The organism is Bradyrhizobium sp. USDA 3315, from assembly GCF_054056795.1.
This window is the reverse complement of sequence record NZ_JBSRYP010000001.1, coordinates 6,073,098-6,094,843: the sequence shown is the minus strand read 5'-3', so window position 1 is coordinate 6,094,843 and position 21,746 is coordinate 6,073,098. Positions and strand designations below refer to the sequence as shown.

Sequence of the window (21,746 nt, the reverse complement as noted above, 5' to 3'; positions counted from 1 at the left end):
AACCGCCGGGCGGCTCCACTAAGGTTTGCTCCGATAACCGATGGCGACCCGTTCGCCGATCTTTATATCTGGCGACAGAATCTGGGTCAGGGAATCGCCGCTGGCGCCCAGTGAAACGGCAGTGGACTTCAAAGCGCCCGATTTCATGCGAACCCAGATCACCCCTGTTCCGGGAGTGGGGTGGCTTGCGCCTTCCTGCCTTGGCCGAAAACTCAGCGCAGCATTGGGAACGACTATCGCGTCTTGCTGCTCCTGCACCACGATGCGGACGTCTGCAGTCATGCCGGGAAGCAACAAGCCTTCGGGATTGGGCGCTGAAATCATCACGGTGTAGGTCACCACGTTTTGCACCATCCGTGCCGCCTTTCGGATCTCAAGCACGCGCCCTTCGAACGTGCGCCCGGGATACGAATCGACGCCGAATCGAGCGCGCTGCCCGGTTCGCACCGCACCGATGTCGGCCTCGCTCACCGATGCGTCGACCCGCATGTCCGAAAGATCGCGCGCGATCGTGAACAGCGTCGGCGCCTGCAGGCTCGCGGCCACGGTTTGACCGAGTTCCACGCTGCGCCGGATGACAACGCCATCGATCGGCGATTTGATGATGCTTCGCTCGAGATCGAGCTGAACCCGTTCGAGTGAAGCCCGCGCGGCCGTCACTCCGGCCGCGCGTATCTGCTCGCGCGCCTTGGCCGCGGACAATTCGGAGGCGAGCGACCGCGCCGCCATCTGGGCGCGCTCGGCGTCACGCTGGGAAACGCTGCCGTTTCTGCTGAGCGTGCTCTTGACCTGAAGATCACGCAGAGCGTCATCGTGACGTGCCTGTACGCCCTCGATCGCCGACTTGGCCTCCTCGTGCTGCGCCAATGCGACCTCAAGGGCAGCATCCGCCTCCTTGACCTGGACTTCAAAGGTCGCGCTGTCGAGCGCCGCAAGCGGCTCGCCGGCCCGGACGGGGGAATTGTGATCGGCCATCAACCTCGCGACCTGACCCGACAGCTGGGAGCTGACCTCGACCGTGTCGACCGCTTCGAGCGTTCCGGAAGCGGTGACATTCTGCACGACGTTGTCGCGGGCGATGCTGACATAGCGCAGGTCATCCTGACCGTCCCCGATCGCGGAGACCGGACTATCCGGAGCCCACAACGGATAGGTTGCGGCAACCGCAAGAACTCCCAGCGCTCCACGCACCAGAAGCTTTCGCGGGACGTTCGGTTGATCGACCTTACGAATGATGATCTCACCGCGCCGACCGATGCGGTCCTCCGTGCTGAGAGCAGGCGTAGCTGCCGCGCTTTCCGATGCCGCAGACGGCGCGACGAGACCCAGATAGCCTGGGACGTCGCCACGCCGCCGCGGCCGCGATCCGAAGTGATCGCCCTGGGCCGGATCAGGGCATGAAGACCGCTGTATGTGGACTGTTGGCTGAGGGCGCCGTCTTTCCGGCCGTGACCGGTGGAGGGGTCTTCAGGGTGCCGTTGCCGGGATTGGCATTGGTGTTGGGCTGAGTGAAGTGATGCGTGAGCAACGACTCTACTTCGGCCGCCGGGGTGGTGTGATCTGCGCCGGACAGCGGACTTCCCTGCCCCGGCACGATGTCGGCTGATCGACCATTGGTTTTGACGAACGGATTGCTGGAGGTCGTCAGGCCGCCCGCACCGACCGCCGTGAACAGATGGTCGGATGCCTGGCCGGGGTAAGTGCCCGCGAGCAATGATACGCCCGCCGCAAGGATTGCGAGTTTTCTCATCATCAACTCCTGTTTGGTTTGCGTCGCCGGGGCGCCAAGTTGGCTGACGGCGCCGAACGCTTGAATGCCGTTGACCCGCCGCGGTTCCTATTTCTCGCCGGAATCGAGCAATGTCCGAGATGACGAATGAGATAGTTTCTGACAGGGAAGTCAGAATCGTCGAAGTCGCGAACGATCTCTTCTTCTGAAATCAAGAATTCGTTGAGCACTGCCTACGGACGTGACTCGTCCCGTCGGCATTTGACAGGTCCTCCGTGAAATCGGGTGGCGTTACGGCCAGGGCCATCTCACGCCCGAAGGTCGTCTCACAAAGCTGTTCCGGAAGTTGGCGCAGGACCAGCAGTTGCGATCCGGGCGCTGAGCTGAGCCAGCCATCCGTCGAGATCGGTCTGTGTTTCGAGGAGATCAGCCAGCGAGCGCGGCGTCCAAAGCGCGCCAAATGCACATGACCGTACCGCAAGCGGATGTTGGAGCGGGTGAAGGGAATCGAACCCTCGTATTCAGCTTGGAAGGCTGCTGCTCTACCATTGAGCTACACCCGCATCTCGGGTTCACCTAACACGGCCGGGCGGCGGCCTCAACTGCCCGGCGTGCGTTCTGTTCTCCGGTAAACGAAACCATTTCGCCGCAATCCGGCCGCTTTCCTGGCGCGGCTGGGCCGGAGGCGGCCTTAACAGCGGCGGATTCGGCACCTATATTCGAAGTCCCATCAACAAAGAAAGGAGGTGATCTAGTGTCTTGTCTCAAGCGCTGTCACCTCGCTGGGATCGCCCGCTAGGCCCTGAGCAATCAGCCTGGCATCGGGGCGCTCTCAGCCCTGGACCAGCGAGACATCAAAATCGGGGGCGCGGCGGAAGCTCATCCGCCGCGCCTTTTTGCTGTCTTGGCCTGCGCGATTCGCCGCCGCCATGCCGGACGGCGGGATACCTTGTCGCAACACAGAGACCGTCCGATCCGCTACAGATGAAATGTCGGCTCGGATCGCCGCGAGACGTCCTTGGGCCAGTCGCATCAGAAATAAGGAGCACATCAGATGCTTTATGCCATCCTGGCCTATCACGTCGAAGCCGAGGTCAAATCGTGGAACGCCGAGGAGGACGCTGCCGTGATGACGGGTCTGCGCGAGGTCCATCAACGACTGAAGGGCAAGCTCGGCCCAGCTGCGCGGCTCGGCGATACCCGCAATGCCGGCACGCTGCGTGGGCCCGGCCACGGCATGGTGATCGACGGGCCGTTCTCCGAAACCAAGGAGCAATTGCTCGGCTTCTACGTGATCGATTGCGCCGATGAGGCGGAGGCGATCGCCGCGGCGCGCGACCTGCGCAGCGTCAACCCGTCGGCGGTCTACGAGATCCGCGCGCTGAAGCTCTACATCCCCGGCGCGCCGTTTCCGGAGACCGCGGGCCCGAGCGATGCGTAGCGCGTGATCCCCGCGCAAACGGCTTTAGCGTTTGTCGCGAGGGAAACCGCTTCGCACTTTTCCGGATCATGCCTTAGCGGCTGGAGCGTTTCGGCAGCTTCGGAAGCTTGCTCGGGTCGAACTTCGGCAGCGGCAAATCCGGCGGCGGCTCGGGTGCCACCTCCTGGCTCGGAATCAGCGTCACCTCGAAGGCGAGATCGGGCACGGCATCCGCCCTGCCCGTGCAGGTCGCGATCGCGCCGGTCCAGATGCCCTCGAGCCGCACCACGAGGTCGTCGGTGCCGAACACGGTCGTGCCGTCTCTCGAGTGCCGCTGCGTGGTGAGCACCGCGGAGAAGCGCTCGCCGTCGACCTCATAGGTGCCGCTGTAGAGCATGACCGCGTCGCTGCCCCACAGCCTGCCATCGGCGACGTGCACGATGCCGGTGCCGTCCGCAAGCGACGTTCGAAACCACGCCGCGTAGGTGCCGTTCTTGAGCATGGAGCCGGTCTCCATCTGCTCCGTTTCACAGCGCACGATCTGGGCATCGTTGCGTTAACAGGCGATGAAGGAACTCGCGCCTGCGCTCATTGGCCGTCGATCTGCCGCCCCATGATGGCGATCGCCTTCTGGTAAACGCCTGCCGCGTTCCACGCCTCGATCGCGGCGAAGTTGGGTTCCCCGGGCTGATAGCCGGCACCGGCGCGCCAGCCATGGGCGCGCAGGAAGTTCGCCGTCGAGCTCAGCGCGTTGGCCGCGACGTCGAGATTGCCGGTGCCGTAGGCGAGGACGTTCTTCGGCATGAACTGGGTCTGGCCGATCTCGCCATGCATCGAGCCGCGCGTGCTCCCGGACAAAGTGCCGCGGTCGACGAGTTTCAGCGCTGCATAGAGCTGGTCGGTGAAGAACTCCGGACGGCGGCAGTCATAGGCAAGCGTTGCGATCGAGGACAGCATGTTCTGGTTGCCGCGCTGGCTGCCAAAGCCGCTCTCCATGCCCCAGATCGCGATCAACGGTCCCGGCGGCACGCCATAGCGCTGCTGGATCGAGGCGAACAGCGCGGCTTGCGACTGCTTCAGCGATCGGCCGCGCGCCACGATGGTCGCAGATCCCCGCTTGGCCATGAACTGCTCGAGCGACAGGCCGAAGCTGCGCTGGCCGCGATCCGCTGCAATCGTCGCACTGGCGTAATGGGTCTGCATCAGCGCGGCGATCGCGGTGGCGCCGATCCCCTTGGCGCTCGCCTCGCCCGAGAACTGCTGCTTCCAGGCTTCGAACCCGCCGGGCCCGTTGCCGCACTGCGCCGCGTTCGCTTCAGCCCCCAGCGTTGCAACCATCACGACGATGGCGAGCGCCGACGTCGCAACCTGCCAGCCCCTGATCATCCGAAACTCCTCCGCAAATATGCCGCCGCCCTCGCGGGCGCGGCGCTGACGATGGCCGGATGGACATGACCCGGCGATGAACGGTCCGCCTCAGATTCGGCCTCGGACCGTCACGATATGTCGCTGGCAGCGGATTGGCCATCCCGACCGCCTCAGGCAGGCCGGGACATTTGGCCCCTGCGCCCGGAAGGCGTCACGCGCCGGGCATAACGACGAACACGGCGTGCGTGACGATGCAGATCGCGCGTGAGACTCGCGAAATCCAGTGGTGAACGGCGTGCGATGTAGTAGGTTCTCCGCGGGGACGGCGGCCCCGCTGTCCTCCAACTTGGGAGGCGATGGCTATGATGAAGACCCTGTCACTTCTAGCGGTCCTGCCCTTTATCGGCGTCCTGTCGATGTCGACGGGCCACGCCGCATCCACATGCTCGACCAGCAATTTCGGCATCTCTGCAGTACCGTGCGGGAAGCGGTATGCGGTCAGCTACGAAGCCTGCCGGAAATACGTGATCGAGCATGGCGCATCGCCCGCCGAATCCTGGTGGTACTGCAGCAGTCAAGGCTACACGAAATAGTCGGTACTTCCTGAGCGAGGCTTTTCGCCGCCGCGGACAGCGCGTCGAGCTGCCGCGACGTCGAACACGCGTGCCTGCCGGTCAGCATGTTAAGGCACGTCGCCTCTTCTCACTGGACCGACGGTCTGCGGCCGGTTGAGGAAGAACTCGCGATTGCCGAGCGCGGCCTCCGCATACTGGTCGATCGCCACGATGATCGCCTGCACGTGGTGAAAGCACCAGCCTTCCCGCGTCGCCATGTGCCGGACCTCGGCCAGCGCCTTGATCCAGGGCGCGTGATCATCGCTGTCGTGGAAATACCGAAGCGGCTCTCTCATCTTTTCCTCCGGCACATCACGTCTTGCAGCTCGGCGCGCAGCCGCCGCGTCCCGAGCACTCGGTCATGCACGCGCTTCGCCGGCGGCCAGCTCTCGCTTCGCCGGGCGAATGAAGGCTGACGTCGCGGCGCGACGGCGCGGTGCAACGCTCGCATGCACGATGATCGGATCGCGGTCGCCCAGGACCTCCCGCTCCTCGACCAGGCGGCTCATGACCAGCCGCATCTTCAGGAGGTCCCCGGCGACGAAGGCGCAGTCCTCATCGCGGTTGATCTGCTGGCGCATGATGGCTTCGGCCTCGAGCATGCTGACGCGCAGCGCCCTGATCTGCCTGCGAATTTCGCTGATGCGGTTGTCCATGGCGTCCTCCAATTCCGGGTGGAGGGCAATTAGAACAAAACAAGAACATTGAGTCAAGCAGTGAAAGCCGTCCGTCATGGGTATCGTTATCACGACGCAACCGGGTGAGTTGCAGTCACGGGCCGTAACAGCTTTCACGAATTCAACGTGAGGTACCGAACATCAAGCCGGATCAGAGAAGCCACGGGCGACCGCGCGCGGCGAGGATCGCAGCCGTCAAAGACAAACGGCCGACATACGACTGTGGAACAATGTGGGCATCGAACTTGTCTACACAAATAGACAAGTTAAAATGGGTCGATTCTATTTCGATCATTGCGCAGCAAATGCCCAAGTACTCCGATGCCCAAGTCCTCCAAGCTGGTAGCCGCGAAGCGTGGCAAGGTTCTTCTGGTTAGACGCCGATCTGACGGGCTGTGGATGTTTCCCGGCGGGCGCAGGCGCGCGCGAGAAACCGGGAAGGATTGCCTCAAGCGCGAGATCAAGGAGGAGCTGCCGAAGCTCAAGCTCGGCAGGCTCAGCCTGTGGAAGGAAGTGACGGCCAGGAACAAGCGTTCCGGCCGCAGGATGAGCGACGCGATCTTCATCGCCAAGAACGCCAAGGGCCGACTGGCGATCGGCGACAAGAAGGAGATCGACCGCGCCGCCTGGCAGAAGCCGCGGGGCCTTCGCCTGACGCCGACCTCCCGCTACATCCGCGACCGGCTGTTTCCGAGCAAGCAACGGCGCCGGAGATAGGCGGCGGGATCATCGCTGCTTGAAAGTGCCGCGCTTCCACCCCAAAGAAACGGCCCCAGCGAGGGGCACAAGCTGGGGCCGCGAGTTTACCTTGATCGTCCAGACGCTGCCGGCAGGGACAGCACCGAACGTGTGACAATCATGCTCCGCCGCGTCGGTTCCTCGCCGGAGGGCCCTGGCTTTTTAGCTAGGCGACAACGCACGTTATTTATCTGCGCTCGCTGACCCGCAATTTGACGCGACGTAAGTTTGTTTAATCGTTGCGTGGAGTCATGGAACCGAAAACCGAGATTTGCCCGAAATGCGGGCGCAAACTGGAATTCGCATTGCCTCCGGGCGGCAAGGGCAATCGCCTCTATCGGTGCTTCAATTGCGGAGGCCCGGACCCTCTGAAGGATCACACGGCGGGACGGCTATCTGCCCGGTCTGAAGTCCCCCGAAAAATAACACAGGTTAGTCAGCAACCAATTCCCTCGGCGGTGCTTGTCGCGTACGCAGGCCGCCCTTGAGGTTCATTTGGTACGCGTGACCACCGATGACGGCGAGGTCCAGATCTGGCTTGCCGCAACCTCGCGAGATCAAGCCCTCGATCTGGTGCTGGACGCGATCCCGGAAGGATGGGCCGTGAGCCTCATGCAGCGGCAGCTCACGGCCGAGCACATCTCGATGCTCAACATGATGCTTGGCGAAGCGCGGCGACATGAGATGTCCTGATTCCCCGCGGCGAATGTCCTGACCAGCGCAGCACCCTCTCCGGTGCGCCATCATTGATCGTCGGATACACATCCGCAGACCAAGAGTTCCACCGCAGGAACACCGTACTGATCCGGATTTCCGGAGAGATAGGACGGTCGTAATACCAACCCTGCCGGCGTTGCCGTTCTTTGCAGAGCATTTTTTCACGACTGAGTTTTTTGCAGACCTATTATGACCGGCAGAAAAGGGCCGCCGATGCGACGGCCCTTTTCGATTCAGTGCCCCATGTCATTCGCGCGGCAATGATCCCGGTAACGTACCCAACTCGGTACCAGGCAAAAGAAGGAGGCCGCCAACCGGCGGCCTCCTTCTTGAGTGGCCCCAGCAACCTATGGGGGCCTGGGAGGGCAGGCGCTGGGGCCGTCTACCGGCCCGGTTGGCGCGGTCGGGCCAGGTGAGCTTCCATCAAATGAACAGAGCAACGGCAACCATTGCGATTGGGCAAAGTCCCAATACGACGATGCCCGCTCGAACAATCACTTCGGACATGACATGCGCCCTTCAATGGGGCAGTCAAAATACGCCGCGGCGGAAGCCGCGCAAAGTGCAGTTTGTGCCAGATTTTCCGCGTCCCTCAATCATGCGTCACGGCGGGGAAGTACGCGCCAAGGCGGAGTCGTTGAGACACCAAAACTCACGCGCGAGCCGCCCGGAGATCGCCGAAGAGTGAGGCCTCAGGCGGTAGATTTCGGCCCTGGAGTTTGGCGGCTGCGCCGGCACACCGTGCTGATTTCTTCAGCTTCGCATACCGCCGACGCGTGCTAGGAATGACGTGATCCGCTGCGTATCGGACCACGACATGAGCCAGAACTCGTCAGAATGACCTTCCCCTCCAACCGCCAGAGGCGGCTGTTCAGACTGGTCTCCGCGCGCTGGCAGCGCCGCGCCCTGTTCTTGCTGGGCGGCATTGCGGTCGGCGCGGCGGCCGTCGCGCTGGCACAGCTCGCCGATCTGGCACAGATCGCGTTCGGCGCGGTGGTATCCCGTTTCCATTATGCCTCGCTGGTGCTGACGCCGGCCGGGTTCGCGCTGTCGGTGTTTCTGACCAACCGCTTCTTTCAGAACGCGCAAGGCAGCGGAATCCCGCAGGCGATCGCCGCACGCCATCTGACCGACCAGACCGCGCGCGAAAGCCTGGTTTCGCTGCGCGTTGCCGCCGGCAAGATCCTGCTGACTCTGTTCGGCCTGTTGTGTGGCGCGTCGGTCGGGCGCGAGGGACCGACGGTGCAGATCGGCGCCTCGATCATGTTTGCGCTCGGCCGCTTCTCGCCGCGGCGCCAACCCGGCCTGATCCTTGCCGGCGCGGCCGCAGGTGTCGCGGCCGCTTTCAACACCCCGCTGGCCGGGATCGTGTTCGGCATCGAGGAAATGAGCCGTGCCTTCGAGACGAGAACCAGCAGCCTGATCATCGGCGCGGTGATCGCTGCCGGCCTGACCTCGCTCGCTCTGATGGGCAACTATACGTATTTCGGCACCAGCGCGACGGCCCTGCGCAACGGCACCGACTGGCTCGCGGTCCCGCTCTGCGGCATTGCCGGAGGTCTTGCGGGCGGCCTGTTCAGTCGCATCCTGATCACAATGGCACGCGGGTTTGCCAATCCAGTCGGAAGCGCGATCAAGCGTTATCCAGTCGGTTTTGCCGCAATCTGCGGATTAGCGGCTGCGATTTGCGGGATTGCGTCCGACGGCGCGATCTATGGCACGGGATATCAGCAGGTCAAATCCGCGCTCGAAGCCGGAACACAATTGCCGGCAAGCTTCAGCGTCTGGAAATTCCTGGCGACCACGTTCGCCTCGATCAGCGGCATGCCGGGCGGCATCTTCGCGCCCTCGCTCGCGGTCGGTGCCGGGCTCGGCTCCAACATCGCGCCGCTGTTTCACGGCGCGCCGCTGCCGGCCATCATGCTGCTCGGCATGGTCTCCTATTTCGCCGGCGTGGTGCAGGCGCCGATCACCGCCTTCGTGATCGTCACCGAGATGACCGACAATCACGCGATGGTCGTGCCCTTGATGGCCGCGGCCCTGATTGCGCACGCGAGCTCACGCCTGATCTGCAAGGAAGGCGTCTATCACGCCCTCGCCAAGGGCTTCGTCGAGCGCGCCGCGCCGGCGCAGAAGATCACCTCGATCTGAATTCCCGGCATCAAGGGAAAACGGCCCCGGCATCTTGCGTTGCCGGGGCCGTCCTATTCCCATGCTCACGCCGAACCGCCAGTGCCGATAATCAGGCGGACCCTCTGGGCCTTGAAAATTTCCTGAATGAAAAAGCCTGCCCAGCATCCGAAGATTCGCGCGATCCGGCGTTCCGGAAAACAACACGTGTGAATCCAGCTTGAATAAATTTCGTCTGGAACAAACGGAATGTTTCAGTGACTCTTCATGCGTGAACGCCAGTTCCGGGTTCCTCGGGGAGCGGACTTGTCGCGGCGACGTTGGTCTATGGGCAATCCCTGAGAAAGGGGGAAGCACCATGGTCGAGAACGTCATGACCAACGCCGGCTATTGGCGGGATCGAGCCGCCAAGACACGTGCCAAGGCGGAGTTGTTCAGATACCAAAACTCACGTGCGAATCTTCTGAAGATCGCCGAAGAGTACGATCGTCTGGCCAACTATGCCGAGCAGCAATTACTGCGCGCACCGAGAGTAAACCTGTCCGGCCAATCTCCTTAACGGCAGGAGCCTTTGGACATTGGGCCGTCTTAGCCGGGTGCGTGCGCCGCACGTCACGCTGCTTTGGCCAATCGAGCCTCAGCCCCGATAGGCAAACAGCTCGATCGGCTCGCTGAAACCGCGCACCGAATGCTCGCCGACATGCTCGAGCGCGAAATCGTGCGAGACCAGATCGGCGAAGGCGCGCGACAGCAGCACGTTTCGTCCCAACTGCTTGGTCAGAGCCTCGAGCCGCGAGGCCATGTTCACCGCGGGGCCGATCACCGTGAAGTCGAGCCGGCTGCGCGATCCGATATTGCCGTACATGACGTCGCCGACATGGACGCCGATGCCGTAATTCATTGGGGCGCGGCCCATCATGCTGTTCTTTTCGCTGAGCGCCGCCATCGCTTGCCGCGCCTCGGACACCGCGTGCAGCAGGTTGGCGCAGGCCCTGGGATCGCTGAGCGGGAAAATCGCAAGCAGACCATCGCCGATGAATTTCAGGATTTCCCCGCCGTGCCGCGCAATCGGCTCCGACATCGCGTCGAAATAGTCGTTGAGGAGATCGATGACGTCGTCGCGCGGCCAGGAATCCGAGATCCGGGTGAAGTCCCTGAGATCGCAGATCATGATCGCGGCGCGGACCGTGGTGCCACTGCCCCGCCGCGTCGCGCCTGCCAGGATCATCTCACCAGCATGGGTGCCGACATAGGTCTCGAGCAGCGTCCGCGCCAGGCGGTTCTTCATCCGGATTTCGCTGACCAGCGCCAGCACCGGCAGCACCTTGCGCAGCTCGGCGATGTCAGCGTCATCGAAACCGCCGGACCGGTCGGTCGCGAAGGTCACGACATGCCGCTTGCCGAGCGTATGCAGCAGCGGCCACGCCACATAGTCGGTCAGGCCTTGCGCGCGCATCTCGTCATAGAGCGCATGCGCGCGGCCAGGCGCCCGTTCGAGCCGCTCGCGCACTTCGCCAGCGCCCTGGTGGATTTCGTAGACCGGGCTGCCGATATATTCCGAGCGCTCCCTGACCTCGTAGTCCACCCGCGTGATCTCGGCCTCGCGCTTGCCGTCGCCCCAGATGATCCGGGCGCCGAGCCATTGCGGATGCTGGATCAGCAGATTCATCGTCGCCCGCTTGAGCGGGATGCCGGTTTGCTGGAGCCGGATGCACAGCTCGGCGAAGATATTGTCGATGAAGCGCTCGTCGCGGGTCTCGTTGGTCAGCCAGGCCACAACGTCGCCGCCAGGCTGCGGCGTGACGGATTCGATGTTGGGGGTGTTCATGGCTTGCTCCGGAGCGGCGGGTGGGATCGCGAACCGATATGTCGTGCTTCCCCGCGGTAAGGTCAACGCTGCCAGCGGTAACGTGATCGGACGCGCCGGGCGGCCGGGGCTGGGCATGGCCACCCTGCCCGGCGGTTTTCACATCCGCCGACGCATGCCATCGCGCCCGGCGCAATTCAACTGGTTAGCGATCGATTAATTGCAGCGCGCAGACGTTGCATCATGAACACACCGCGCCTTGTTTCACCTGGGGAACAGCAAGGTTCATTTGTCAGCTCACAGTGAGTCACATAGCGTAACACGCATCCGCTGCCGGCGAATGTTTGCCGAAATGCAACCTGTCGGGCAGCGGCAAGAACAAGGGGCTGAGCGCCATGCGCGAATGCATCGGGGCTGCGACAATCGCACGACACGTTGGTGACACCACACTCAATCCACGCCGGACTGCATCGCAATCCCGCACCCGCGCGGACTTCCAGCGCCTGCTGCTGCTGAGCGCCTCGGTCGCCACGCTCGCGGCGCTGATGCCGGGCTCGGCGGCGGCGCAGACCTGGACCGGCGCCACCAGCAACGACTGGACGGTGGGCTCGAACTGGAACACCGGAGCGGCTCCGGCCGGCGGTGCTACGGTGGTTATTACGCCGGGCTCAAACGTCGTTCTCGGCGTGACCCCTGGGGCGATCGGCACCGCCGGCAGTTTCAATGTTCAGAGCGCGGCTGGCGGAACGACCCACCTCACAATTCAAAACGGCAGCACGCTGACAAGCGGCACGTCCGGGATTTCCAATACCACAGGCGGTACGGCGACCGTCACAGTAACGGGAGCCGGATCGCATTGGAACGCCACTACGATCACCGTCAGCCTTTCCGGTACGGGCACCCTCAACGTCACCGACGGCGCGACCGTCAACTTTACAAGCCGAATCATACTCGGCACCGCGGTTGGGGGCGGCACTGGCACGCTCAATGTCAGCAATGCCACACTGATAAATCACGGCTTCGGCATCAGCGTCGGCAACGCGAACGGCCGGGTGAATTTTGACAACGCCACGTTCCGCGCGGCCATCAACACCCCCATTGTCTCCAGCGGAACGGCTGCCCAGAACAACCTCGCCGCGGGCGGACTGACCATCGATAGCAATGGGTTCACCGTCCTCCAGGCCAATGGCTTCAGCGGCGTCGGCGGCTTGACCAAGACCGGCGCCGGGATCTTCAACTTCACCGGCGTCGGCAACAGCTACACCGGCGACACGGTGATCCAGCAAGGCACGTTCCGGCTGTCTGGCGCCGCCGGCTCCGGTAATGCCGTCGCCACCTCGAGCCGGGTGGTCGATAACGCCGACTTCGATATTTCGGTCATCTCGGACCCCAACGCGCACATCAAGAGCCTCGCCGGCAGCAGCGCCGGCAGCGTCACGCTGGGCGCCAAGGACCTGATCATCACCAATGCGAACGATACGTTTGCCGGCGCGATCAGCGGCATCGGCGGGCTGCAAGTGAGCGGCGGCACGCAGGCTCTATCAGGCGTGCAGGCCTATAGCGGCGCGACCACGATCGCGGGCGGCACGCTGGCGCTGACCGGCGGCGGCGACATCGCCGCTTCCAGCCAGGTGATCGCGAACGGCACGTTCAGCATCGCCGGCCTTTCCGGCGCAGGCACCAGCATCCAGCGGCTGTCGGGGTCAGGCAGCGTCGACCTCGGCGCCAAGACGCTGACGCTGACCGCCGCGAACGACACGTTCGCCGGCGTGATCGGCGGCAGCGGTGCCCTGACGCTTGCTGGCGGCACCGAGACACTGTCCGGCGCCAACACCTATAGCGGCGTGACCACGATCTCCGCAGGCACGCTGGCGCTGACGGGCGCAGGATCGATCAGCAATTCCAGCCATGTGGTGGCGAATTCGGCGTTCGACATCTCCGGCCTCACAAGCGCCGGCACCAGCATCCAGAGCCTCGCCGGCAGCGGCAATGTCGCGCTCGGTACCAAGACGCTGACCATCACCAATGCCAGCGACACGTTCTCCGGAGCCATCGGCGGCACCGGCGGGCTTGCGCTGACCGGCGGCACGCAGATCCTGTCCGGCGTCAACACCTATAGCGGCGCGACCACGGTAACCGGCGGCACGCTGCAAGCCGGCGCGGTCAATGCGTTCAGCGCGGCGTCTGCCATTACCGCTGGCGCCGGCGCCACGATCGACCTCAACGGCCTCAACCAGACCATCGGCGGATTCAGCAACGCCGGCGCGTTGCGGTTCGGCGCGGCGCCCGGCACGACGCTGACGGTCGCCGGCAATTATGCCGGCAATGGCGGCACGCTGCTGTTCAACACCGTGCTCGGCGGCGACGGTTCGGCGACCGACCGCCTGGTCGCGGCAAGCACGTCGGGTACTTCGACGGTGCGGATCAACAATGCCGGCGGCGGCGGCGCGCAGACCGCCGACGGCATCAAGCTGATCGACGTCACCGGCGCCTCCAACGGCGTCTTCGCGCTGGCGGGCAATTATTCGTTGCAGGGTCAGCAGGCGATCGTCGCCGGCGCCTATGCCTATACGCTGCAGAAGAACGGCATCGCGACGCCGGCGGATGGCGACTGGTATCTGCGCTCCAGCCTGGTACCGTCGAGCGATCCAACCGCGCCGACGCCGCGGGGCGCGCCCGCGGGTCCGCTGTACCAGCCCGGCGTGCCGCTTTACGAGAACTACGCCCAGGTGCTGCTCGGCATGAACGCGCTGCCTTCGCTGCAGGAGCGCGTCGGCAACCGCTATTGGGGCGGCAATAGCGGCCCGAGCGAAGCGATGGCGCGGATGGGCGTCACGCCGGCGGCAACGGCCGACAGCTCATGGACGCAATCGGCGTTCTGGGGGCGCATCGAGGGCGGTCAAACCAGCCTGCGGCCGTCGAACACCACGGGCTCGACCTTGAGCAGCGATGACTTCAAGGCGCAGGCCGGACTCGACGGCCTCGCGCTCGAGAACAATTACGGCCGCCTGATCGTCGGCCTCACGCTGCAATACGGCCTGACGACGGCATACGTGAATTCGTTCTTCGGCAACGGCCGCATCCGCGCCGAGGGCACCGGCGTCGGCGCCACCGCGACCTGGTACGGCGACAACGGCGTCTACATCGACGGCCAGATGCAGACCATGTTCTATCGCGGCGATCTCACCTCCGATCTCGTCGGCAGCATGACTCACGGCAATGAAGGCCTCGGTTACGCGTTCAGCGTCGAGGGCGGCAAGCGGTTCACTATCGGCAACGGGTTTTCGCTGACACCGCAGGCGCAGCTCGCCTATTCGAAGGTCGACTTCGACGGCTTCACCGACCGCTTCGGCGCGCTGGTCTCGCTCGGCAATGCCGACAGCCTGCTCGGCCGCGTCGGGTTGTCGCTCAATCACCGGAAGAGCTGGAGCGACGGCGCTCGCTCCGACCTCTACGCGATCGGCAACCTGCACTACGAATTCCTCGACGGCACCAACGTCGACGTCGCGGGCACCGGCTTCGCCAGCGCCAACGACCGGCTCTGGGGCTCGATCGGCGGTGGCGGCAGCTACAGCTGGGCGGGCGGCCGCTACACCGTGTTCGGCGAAGCGACCTACCGCGCCAGCCTGCAGGACGCCGGTGACAACCACAGCTACAAGGGCACCGCCGGCCTCCGCGTGGTGTGGTGAGGCCGCTTCACCTCGCCCCGCGTGCGGGGTCGAGACGAGCGAAGCTGCATGATTTCTGTATAATGGAATAATGCCGCTGATTTGCCCGACGCGTCAAGCTGTCGTGTTCGCCGGCAGGCGCCCGCTACTTTGCATGGGGTTGTTTTCGATATTTTGGCCGTGCGCCCCTGCGGCGGCAGGCTAGCGTACCCTACCCGCCCAACCTATCCACCTCGGCCTTGCCGGCCTTCATCACCAGCGGGATGTGCTCGCCCTGCCCGAGCAGGCACGCCACGTCGCGCAGCGGATTACCCTCGACCACCAGCAGATCGGCAAACGCCTCCGGCGCGATGCGGCCGAGCTTGCCTTCCATGCCGAGCACCTCGGCGCCGATGATGGTCGCGCTGGCGATCACCGCCTGCGGGCCGAGCAGCTCGGCGCGGATCCGGAACTCGTCGCTCTGCAGCCGCTGCGACGGTCCGAGCAGATCGGTGCCAAATCCCATCTTGACCCCGGCCTCGCGATAGATCGCAAGCGAGCGCAGCCCGGCGTCGCGAACGTCGGCGATCTTGGCGACGCTCGCCGCAGGCAGGCCGTACTTCGCGCCCTCATTGGCCAGCGCCTCGTAGGTGACCAGGGTCGGCACCACATAGGCGCCCTGCTCGGCCATCAACCGCGCGGTCGGAAGGTCGATCAGATTGCCGTGCTCGATGGTGCGCACGCCGCAGCGTATTGCCCGCTCGATCGCCTCCGCCGTGTAGGCATGCGCCAGCACATAGGTGTGCCGCGCTCTCGCCTCCGCGACGATGGCGCGGATCTCGTCCTCGGAATAGCCGTAGGCGCCGATCGGATCGGTCGGCGACGCAACGCCGCCGGACGCCATGATCTTGATCTGGTCGGCGCCCATCTGCAGCTCCTCGCGCACCGCCTTGCGCACCGCATCGACGCCGTCGACGACGCGCGCGATGGCGCCGACCCGCACGCAGCAGGAGCAGGTCGGGTCGGCCAGATAGTCCGAGCGGGCGCGCCCGTCGCCGTGGCCGCCGGTCTGGCTGAGCGCGCGGCCGGAGACGAACAGCCGCGGGCCATCAGTGAGACCGGTGTCGATCGCCTGCTTCAGCGCATAGCCGGCGCCGCCGGCATCGCGCACGGTGGTGAAGCCGCGCTTCAGCATGCCGCGCAACAGCATGGTCGAGCGCAGCGTCACCAGCACGTTGGCCATCCGCGCCTGCTGCGACAAATCGAGCTCGACCGCGACCGCATGGACATGCAGGTCGATCAGGCCGGGCATCAGCGTCTTGCCCTTGAGGTCGATGACCCGATCGGCGGAAGCCTCGATCGGCCGGTCCGACACCTCCTTGATCAGGCGGTCCTCCACCAACACGTGGTGGCCTTCAAGCAGATCGGACCGCAGCGGATCGAGCAGCGCGGCATTCTTGAAGAGGTTCGTAGCCATGATGATCTCCCAGGCGCCGCGATCACGCGGCTTCGCTTGCGATGTCTTCCAGCGACCGGCCGCGCGTCGGCACGCCCATCAGCACCACGGTCAGCGCGCCAATCAGGAGGACGGACGTGGTGACGCCGAACACGCCGGCAAAGCCGAAATTCGGGTAGAGGTAGCCGACCAGGATCGGCGCCACGATCGCGCCGATGCGGCCGATCGCGGAGGCAAGCCCGGCACCCGTGGTCCGGATCGATGTCGGAAACACTTCGGCCGTGTAGGCATAGACGCCCGCATAGGTGCCGTTCATGAAGAACGACAGCAGCAGGCCGGCCGTCATGATCTCCGCATCGCTCTTGGCAAAGGCGAGCCCGAGCGCGCTGACGCCGCCGAGCAGCATATAGGTCGCAATCGTCGCCTGCCGTCCGATCCGCTCATTGAAAAAGGCGGCGGTGAAATAGCCCGGTACCTGCGCGCAATACATCGCGAGCGAATAGCCGAAACTCTTGGTGATGCTCATGCCGTTCTGCACCAAGAGGCCGGGAATCCAGACGAAGAAGGAATAGTAGCTGAAGGTGATCGACAGCCACATGATCCAGGTCATGGTGGTGATGCGCGCCTGCCGGCCGGCGAGCAGCGCGGCAAAATTGCTCAACAGCGTTCCCGACGAGGCGACTGGCGCGGCCGGCTCGGCGACCGCAGGCGGCAGCGCACGGCCCTCTCGCGCGAAGCTCGCCTCGATCCGGTCGAGCACTGCTTCGGCTTCCTTCGCCCTGCCCCGGCTTTCCAGCCAGCGCGGCGATTCCGGCAGCGATCTCCGCCACCACAGCAGCATCACGACAGGCACGGCCGTGATGACCAGCACGATGCGCCAGCCGTTCTCGTAGGCGGGCACGATGAAATAGCCGAGCAAGGCGGCGGCGACGAAGCCGAACGAGAAGAAGCCCGCCAGCGCGCCGGTGAAGGCGCCGCGGTAACGCCGCGCCACGAACTCCGCGAGGTACGGCGCGATGATCGCGCTCTCCGCGCCCGTGCCCATGCCGGCGACGACGCGCGCGGCAAAGAACGCCGGCCAGCTATCCACCGCCGCGCTGACCAGCGAGGCCGCACTGTAGAGCGCGAGCGCCGACATCATCACCGCGCGGCGGCCGATCAGGTCACCCAGCGTCCCCGCGAGCAGCGCGCCGAACAAATAACCGACGAAGGTGCTGCTGCCGAGCACGCCGGTCTCGACATTGGTCAGCCCCCAGGCGGTGCGCAGCACCGGCAGGATGAACGCCAGCACGGCGGCATCCATCGCGTCAAAGAGATAGCCGAGGCCGCCCATCAGCAGCAGGTGCACGTGGAACCGCGCGAACGGCAGGCGCTCGATGCGCGCCGAGATCATCGACATGAAAGTCCCCCCTCGCCCCGCGGCGGCACGCGCCACAGGGTCAGCCGGGTAATGATAGACAAAGCAATATTATCCGAATAATTTATAATCGTTATCTGGCACATCACCCTTGTGAATATTGCTCGTGTCCTTCCGCACGCTCGACCTCAACCTGCTGAAAGTCTTCGAGGCGCTGATGACCGAGGGCAGCGTCACGCGCGCCGCCAGCGCGCTGACCATGACGCAGCCCGCGGTCAGCAACGCGCTCGCGCGGCTGCGCGACGCGCTGGGCGATCCCTTGTTCGTGCGCACCGCGAGCGGGATCCGCCCGACGCAGCGCGCCGTGGCGCTGTGGCAGCCGATTGGCGATGCTCTCGAACATGTCCGCCACGCGCTCGACGAGGACGCCTTCGATCCGCGACAGACCCAGGCCGAATTCATCCTGTCGATGTCCGACTACGTTGCCTCGCTGGTAATGCCGCGGCTGCTCAACCGCTTCAGCGAAGTGGCGCCGTCCGCGCGCATCCACACCGTGCCCAACACCATCCTGGAGATCGGCGACCGGCTCGAGGACAACCGCGTCGATTGCGTGCTCAGCGTCTATGTCAACGAGGCGCAGCAGCCGCCGGCCGTGATCCGCTCACGCTCGCTGTGGACCGTCGAATATGCCTGCATGATGCGGCGGGACCATCCGCTGGCCAGGCAGAAGCGGCTCAACACCCGGAGCTTCCTTGCCGCCAAGCATGTCGATGTCAGCCTCGCCGGCAAGACGCTGCCGACCTACGACCAGTTTCTCGCCTCGCGCGGGCTGTCGCGCAATCTGGTCGCGACCGTCAACCACTACAATGCCGCCTACGAGATCGTGCGCCAGTCCGACCTGATCGCCGTGCTGCCGCGCGATCTCAGCGCCCAGTCCCGCCACGCGCCCCATCTGCACGCCATGCCGGTGCCGCTGCCGGCGCCGCCGCGCATCGTCAGCCTGTTCTGGCACCAGCGCAACGACACCGTCCCCGCGCAACGCTGGCTGCGCGAGACGCTGGTGGAGATGTTCGCAAGGATGGAGTGACGCGGTGGGATTGGGGCATGCGGACGAACCCGGCTCCCGGACACCGGTGATCCCCGTAGCGGCACGGGGATGCTGATTAACGCTCCCACAACCCGGGTTTCGTTTCCGATTGACGCCATCGGGGACCGGGGTGGTAGGCTGTCGCCATTTCACGTGGCCATTTGAATGCGCGAGTTATTGGAACAATATCAGCTTTTGCTGGCGCCCCTGATCTTCGTGCCGTTCGAGCAACTCTTTGCAGCGAGGCAGCAGAAGATCTTCAGGCGTGGTCTTTCGACCGATATGGCCTTCCTGTTTCTCAACGGCTGGCTGGTGTTCATCGGCGTGACCGCGATCATCGCACTGGCGACGCTGGTCAATCAATCGATCCTGCCCTCGGCCGTCAAGCAGGCGGTCAGCGATCTCCCGTATTGGGCTCAGGCGCCGATCGCGATCGTGATCGGGGACCTCGGCATCTACTGGACCCACCGCATCCTGCATGTCGTGCCCGCCATGTGGCGCATCCATGCCGTTCATCACGCCGTCGAAGAGCTGGACTGGCTCGCCGCGATCCACCAGCACCCGCTTGACGTGACCTTCATGAAGGTTGGTTCGCTGTTCCCGCTGTTCGCGCTCGGTTTCTCCGCGGAGGCGATCGGGACCTATCTTGCGATCTACTACTGGCAATCCTGGCTTGCGCACGCCAACGTGCGCCTGGGCTACGGCCCGCTACGCCATGTCCTGGTGTCGCCGGAGTTTCATCACTGGCACCACAGCAGCGAGCGGGAAGCCAGGGACAAGAACTACGCCGGGCTGTTCTCGTTCTACGATGTGCTGTTCGGCAGCCTCTATCTTCCGGAAGCGCAGAAGCCGACGGCATTCGGCGTCGATCATCCGATGCCCACGAGGTACCTGGCGCTTTTGGCCTATCCATTTTTCGCCTGGGCCTCGATGCTCAAGCGCGACGATCCGTCGGGCACCAGGCACCCGGTTGGCGCGGAGGCTGTGCCCGGCACGGCAACGCCGCCAGCGCAGCAGGACGGCTGATCCTAATGATCTTCGCGACTGTTCGCGATCGGAACACTAGCCTCCGACGGTCGCGGATTTTTGCAACTCCTCGCCTGTAGCTGTCTCGCCGGCCTCTTGCCGGTATCTCATCCAGATCAGCGCGATCACGGTTGCGCACATCATGGGGCCGAGAGGCGTGCGCACGAACGGGAAAGCGTATCCCAATACGAAGACGACGCTGACAGCGATCCGGAAGGCGCTTCGACCCGAACGCGACGCGAGGCGGCCCGCGCTGGCGTTCATGAGAAAGAGCAACGCGACCACCAGGATCGGCATATCGTAGATCGCGAAGTAAGGAGAAATCAGCGGCGTTGCCGCCAGGAGGCTCGCGGCCTTTACGGCGAAGCTGACATGGCCGCGCCACAGGATCAGCACTCCAATCGCAACCACGGATGCGATGGCGACGTGGACCGCCATCGCCAAACCGTAGCCGAGGCCGGCGTCTCTCAAGAGCCCATAGATACTCTGCAGTTTGTACCATGGCAGCGCGCCACTGAGGTGGAATTGCGTCGTGGCGAAGGTGGCGGCGGCGCGGAATCCATCGAAGGTATCCCAACCGAAGATCAGCCCGGCGAGCAGCAGGAGGACCGGAATCACCAGAGCGGCGGTGATGACGACGCGCCAACGTCCGGTGGCGATCAGCACGAAGGGAAGCAGCACGCCATACTGAGGTTTGAAGATGAGCAGCGCGATCAGGATTCCACTGAGAAGCGGACGCCTGTCCAATGTCAGCAGGATGCCGCCGAGCAGCGATGCGGCGAGCAGTGCGCTTTGGCCGGAAATGAAGTCGTAGAATACTGGCGGAGCAGCGAGTGCCAGCAGCAGCGCGGCGGAGCGTGGCCGGATGGCATGAACGACGAGCAGCCAGCAAGACAGCTTCGCTGCGCTCCAGACCCAGAACGCGATCGGAAACGGCAGCAGCGCCAGCGGCGCCACAACCAGGAAAAACACCGGCGGATAAAAGAACGGAACCGGTACCTGATCGTAAGGATACGGAGCGTGATTGAGGGATTGCAGCCGGAGAACAAGTTGCTGATGCAGCTGCTCCCAATCGTAGGCCGCCGCCGCATGGCCTTCGAGCGCCATCGCGCCCGCGCCCCAGAAACATGAAAAATCGATTCCGGCCTGGCCGCCACCACCGACAAATGCCGGTATCGAAACCAGGATCGAGACCCCGAGCAAGATGACGCAGGCAACCATCAGCGCCGGGTCATCTCCTGCAGAAGCGTCCCAGTGCAAAATTTTCTTCATATCCTCTGAAACGGCTCAATCATGAAATGGCGCAATCTACCATTGCACTCGCGGGCCGAGCAACGGAACGCCGGCGGCGGCTGGAGCTGTTTGCGCGGATAGGGTGAAGAAGCGGGTGTCGAATGGATGAGCGGGCTGTGGCCTAGCTTCGCTCACGTCGCTACGATGGAGTTTTCCGGGCTTGCCGAGCCGTGGGTCGCGAAGCGCCTCATGCCTCGCCGATACAGCCCGCCGTCGCCCTTCGGGCTATGGCGTGGCAGCCTTCACTCACTTCGCTACGATGGAGTTTTCCCGGCCTGCCGAGCCGTAGCTCGCGAAGCGAGCGAAGGCTGGTGGGGGAGGCAGGACTCGAACCTGCGAAGCCATGAGGCGGCTGATTTACAGTCAGCTCCCTTTGCCACTCGGGACACTCCCCCGTCCAACAGCATCAGACCGGCCGCGCGAGTGGCGGCGGACCGGTCATCGAAATGACGCTGATAACCGGCCGACCCGAAGCGGGTGCGCGGTCGGGCGCGTTTATGGGGGAAGGCGGTCCCCAAAGTCAACCAAGCCAGCCATCTAATTGGGATACTTTTGCAGGCTCGGGCGATCTCTGTTCCAAAGTAGTGAGTCTTGCGGCTAGATTCTTGTTTTGTCGCGTTTTCTTCACGCGAACCGGACCCCACTTCGCTCGAAAACGCTGTGTAAAATTGCCAATATTC

At 64.2% G+C, this 21,746-nt stretch carries 19 protein-coding genes and 2 tRNA genes; 9 read left to right on the top strand and 12 right to left on the bottom strand.

Annotation, left to right across the window (positions count from 1 at the left end; genetic code table 11):
* Positions 1 to 18 precede the first annotated feature (18 nt).
* The 3 genes from ACVIYL_RS28420 to ACVIYL_RS28410 form a co-directional block, all read right to left on the bottom strand.
* Complete coding sequence (locus tag ACVIYL_RS28420; protein ID WP_310881668.1) at positions 19 to 1,191, bottom strand: efflux RND transporter periplasmic adaptor subunit; 1,173 nt, start codon at positions 1,189 to 1,191, stop codon at positions 19 to 21.
* A gap of 199 nt (positions 1,192 to 1,390) precedes the next feature.
* Positions 1,391 to 1,750, bottom strand: coding sequence for a hypothetical protein (locus ACVIYL_RS28415; protein WP_253636031.1), 360 nt, complete (start codon positions 1,748 to 1,750; stop codon positions 1,391 to 1,393).
* A gap of 468 nt (positions 1,751 to 2,218) precedes the next feature.
* A tRNA-Gly gene (locus ACVIYL_RS28410) sits at positions 2,219 to 2,292 on the bottom strand.
* 491 nt (positions 2,293 to 2,783) lie between these two features.
* On the opposite strand from ACVIYL_RS28410, the gene ACVIYL_RS28405 reads away from it, so the two are divergent.
* Complete coding sequence (locus ACVIYL_RS28405) at positions 2,784 to 3,170, top strand: YciI family protein (RefSeq protein ID WP_456780355.1); 387 nt, start codon at positions 2,784 to 2,786, stop codon at positions 3,168 to 3,170.
* Between the two features lie 73 nt (positions 3,171 to 3,243).
* Here ACVIYL_RS28405 and ACVIYL_RS28400 read toward each other — a convergent pair whose 3' ends face one another.
* Both ACVIYL_RS28400 and ACVIYL_RS28395 read right to left on the bottom strand, forming a co-directional pair.
* Complete coding sequence (locus ACVIYL_RS28400) at positions 3,244 to 3,651, bottom strand: hypothetical protein (protein ID WP_026192921.1); 408 nt, start codon at positions 3,649 to 3,651, stop codon at positions 3,244 to 3,246.
* Between the two features lie 86 nt (positions 3,652 to 3,737).
* Positions 3,738 to 4,535: a lytic murein transglycosylase gene (locus ACVIYL_RS28395; protein WP_038383190.1), complete on the bottom strand. Its 798-nt coding sequence runs from the start codon at positions 4,533 to 4,535 to the stop codon at positions 3,738 to 3,740.
* A gap of 344 nt (positions 4,536 to 4,879) precedes the next feature.
* On the opposite strand from ACVIYL_RS28395, the gene ACVIYL_RS28390 reads away from it, so the two are divergent.
* Positions 4,880 to 5,110 (top strand): hypothetical protein, encoded by a 231-nt coding sequence (locus ACVIYL_RS28390; protein ID WP_225160192.1) that lies wholly within the window; start codon positions 4,880 to 4,882, stop codon positions 5,108 to 5,110.
* 89 nt (positions 5,111 to 5,199) lie between these two features.
* Here the strand turns inward: ACVIYL_RS28390 and ACVIYL_RS28385 are convergent, their stop codons facing one another.
* Positions 5,200 to 5,427, bottom strand: a complete 228-nt coding sequence (locus ACVIYL_RS28385; protein ID WP_016843397.1) for a hypothetical protein — start codon at positions 5,425 to 5,427, stop codon at positions 5,200 to 5,202.
* A gap of 63 nt (positions 5,428 to 5,490) precedes the next feature.
* The gene (locus ACVIYL_RS28380; RefSeq protein ID WP_076831506.1) at positions 5,491 to 5,787 is read right to left on the bottom strand and encodes a hypothetical protein; all 297 of its coding nucleotides are present in this window, start codon (positions 5,785 to 5,787) and stop codon (positions 5,491 to 5,493) included.
* Positions 5,788 to 6,129: 342 nt separating this feature from the next.
* Here ACVIYL_RS28380 and ACVIYL_RS28375 point away from each other — a divergent pair, with 342 nt between their 5' ends.
* The 4 genes from ACVIYL_RS28375 (at position 6,130) to ACVIYL_RS28360 (ending at position 9,952) form a co-directional block, all read left to right on the top strand.
* Complete coding sequence (locus ACVIYL_RS28375; protein ID WP_076831509.1) at positions 6,130 to 6,525, top strand: NUDIX hydrolase; 396 nt, start codon at positions 6,130 to 6,132, stop codon at positions 6,523 to 6,525.
* 525 nt (positions 6,526 to 7,050) lie between these two features.
* On the top strand, positions 7,051 to 7,239 hold the full coding sequence (locus tag ACVIYL_RS28370; RefSeq protein ID WP_456780354.1) for a hypothetical protein: 189 nt from the start codon (positions 7,051 to 7,053) through the stop codon (positions 7,237 to 7,239).
* 861 nt (positions 7,240 to 8,100) lie between these two features.
* Positions 8,101 to 9,414: a chloride channel protein gene (locus ACVIYL_RS28365; protein WP_456780353.1), complete on the top strand. Its 1,314-nt coding sequence runs from the start codon at positions 8,101 to 8,103 to the stop codon at positions 9,412 to 9,414.
* A gap of 337 nt (positions 9,415 to 9,751) precedes the next feature.
* Positions 9,752 to 9,952, top strand: coding sequence for a hypothetical protein (locus ACVIYL_RS28360; protein WP_253608104.1), 201 nt, complete (start codon positions 9,752 to 9,754; stop codon positions 9,950 to 9,952).
* A 78-nt stretch (positions 9,953 to 10,030) separates the two neighbouring features.
* Here ACVIYL_RS28360 and ACVIYL_RS28355 read toward each other — a convergent pair whose 3' ends face one another.
* The gene (locus ACVIYL_RS28355) at positions 10,031 to 11,221 is read right to left on the bottom strand and encodes an adenylate/guanylate cyclase domain-containing protein (protein WP_456780352.1); all 1,191 of its coding nucleotides are present in this window, start codon (positions 11,219 to 11,221) and stop codon (positions 10,031 to 10,033) included.
* 323 nt (positions 11,222 to 11,544) lie between these two features.
* Here ACVIYL_RS28355 and ACVIYL_RS28350 point away from each other — a divergent pair, with 323 nt between their 5' ends.
* Positions 11,545 to 14,889, top strand: coding sequence for an autotransporter family protein (locus ACVIYL_RS28350; protein ID WP_456780351.1), 3,345 nt, complete (start codon positions 11,545 to 11,547; stop codon positions 14,887 to 14,889).
* A gap of 190 nt (positions 14,890 to 15,079) precedes the next feature.
* On the opposite strand, the gene ACVIYL_RS28345 is transcribed toward ACVIYL_RS28350, so the two are convergent.
* Together ACVIYL_RS28345 and ACVIYL_RS28340 are read right to left on the bottom strand one after the other, a co-directional pair.
* A complete protein-coding gene (locus tag ACVIYL_RS28345) occupies positions 15,080 to 16,324 on the bottom strand; it encodes an amidohydrolase family protein (protein ID WP_456780350.1) in 1,245 nt (414 codons plus the stop codon).
* Between the two features lie 22 nt (positions 16,325 to 16,346).
* A complete protein-coding gene (locus ACVIYL_RS28340; RefSeq protein ID WP_456780349.1) occupies positions 16,347 to 17,702 on the bottom strand; it encodes an MFS transporter in 1,356 nt (451 codons plus the stop codon).
* 118 nt (positions 17,703 to 17,820) lie between these two features.
* Here ACVIYL_RS28340 and ACVIYL_RS28335 point away from each other — a divergent pair, with 118 nt between their 5' ends.
* A complete protein-coding gene (locus ACVIYL_RS28335; RefSeq protein ID WP_028335380.1) occupies positions 17,821 to 18,747 on the top strand; it encodes a LysR family transcriptional regulator in 927 nt (308 codons plus the stop codon).
* A 165-nt stretch (positions 18,748 to 18,912) separates the two neighbouring features.
* Positions 18,913 to 19,773 (top strand): sterol desaturase family protein, encoded by an 861-nt coding sequence (locus tag ACVIYL_RS28330; protein ID WP_253608099.1) that lies wholly within the window; start codon positions 18,913 to 18,915, stop codon positions 19,771 to 19,773.
* Positions 19,774 to 19,809: 36 nt separating this feature from the next.
* On the opposite strand, the gene ACVIYL_RS28325 is transcribed toward ACVIYL_RS28330, so the two are convergent.
* Positions 19,810 to 20,994, bottom strand: coding sequence for a glycosyltransferase family 87 protein (locus tag ACVIYL_RS28325; RefSeq protein ID WP_456780348.1), 1,185 nt, complete (start codon positions 20,992 to 20,994; stop codon positions 19,810 to 19,812).
* Positions 20,995 to 21,375: 381 nt separating this feature from the next.
* Positions 21,376 to 21,461 (bottom strand) — tRNA-Tyr (locus tag ACVIYL_RS28320).
* Positions 21,462 to 21,746: the final 285 nt, after the last annotated feature.